A 1,211-nucleotide genomic window follows, 5' to 3' on the forward strand; every position below is an offset into this window, starting at 1 on the left:
AAACCCCTACTTCTTCGGCGGCCCCCCTCTTTTTTTAAAACCCCCCCCCCCGATTGTGGGGGGGGGGCAGTTTTCGGCCCCCCCACCCTTCGTCTTTCGCCGGATCGCGAGGGGTAGCGCACACCGCACGCGACCGAACCGGCAAAATAGGGGACGTGAGTATTCAGGGAGCAACTGCCGTCGGCATCGCCAATGTGACCTCGGACGGAACCGTCCTCGACACCTGGTACCCCAGCCCGGAGCTGGGCGAGTTCACCGAGACCGGCTCCAAGCGCGTCGACGCGGCGGAGGTGCCCGAGTTCGCCGAGCTGCTCGGCGTCGACGCGGCGCGCGGCGTCGAGGTGATCGCGGTGCGCACCACGATCGCCGACCTGTCGGCCGCCCCGGTCGACGCGCACGACGTCTACCTGCGCCTGCACCTGCTCTCGCACCGTCTCGTGCGGCCGCACGGCGTGAACCTCGACGGCCAGTTCGGCCTGCTCAGCAATGTCGTGTGGACCAATCACGGTCCGTGCGCGGTGGACGGCTTCGAGCAGACCCGGCTGAAGCTGCGCGCCCGCGGGCCGGTCACCGTGCTCAGCATCGACAAGTTCCCCCGGATGGTCGACTACGTCGTGCCGTCGGGCGTGCGCATCGGCGACGCCGACCGGGTCCGCCTCGGCGCGCACCTCGCCTCGGGCACCACCGTCATGCACGAGGGCTTCGTCAACTTCAACGCGGGCACGCTGGGCAACTCGATGGTCGAGGGCCGCATCTCGGCGGGCGTCGTCGTCGGCGACGGCTCCGACATCGGCGGCGGCGCGTCCACCATGGGCACCCTGTCCGGCGGCGGCACCACCGTGATCTCGGTCGGTGAGCGCTCGCTGCTCGGCGCGAACGCGGGCCTTGGCATTCCGCTCGGCGACGACTGTGTCCTCGAGGCCGGTCTGTACCTGACCGCGGGCACCAAGGTCACCGGTCCCGACGGCACCGTGGTCAAGGCCGCGACCCTGGCCGGGCAGAACAACCTGCTGTTCCGCCGCAACTCCACCACCGGCGCGGTCGAGGTCGTCCCGCGCAAGGGCACCGGCATCGAGCTCAACGCCGCACTGCACGCCAACGACTGAGTTTCGTTCCCGGGGGGGGGCCCCCACCCCACCAGGGGGGGGGGCGCCCACAGGCCCAAGGGGGGAACACCCGCCCCAAACCCCCCCGCGGGCGCGGCGACACAA

1 protein-coding gene is annotated in these 1,211 nt (G+C 70.9%); it reads left to right on the forward strand.

Features of this window, described 5'->3' with window-relative positions:
* Positions 1-155: 155 nt before the first annotated feature.
* The gene (gene dapD / locus ACFWPJ_RS23290; RefSeq protein WP_378854508.1) at positions 156-1,106 is read left to right on the forward strand and encodes a 2,3,4,5-tetrahydropyridine-2,6-dicarboxylate N-succinyltransferase; all 951 of its coding nucleotides are present in this window, start codon (positions 156-158) and stop codon (positions 1,104-1,106) included.
* Positions 1,107-1,211 lie beyond the last annotated feature (105 nt).

This window comes from Nocardia sp. NPDC058497 (assembly GCF_042720195.1).
Classification (GTDB): Bacteria; Actinomycetota; Actinomycetes; order Mycobacteriales; family Mycobacteriaceae; genus Nocardia.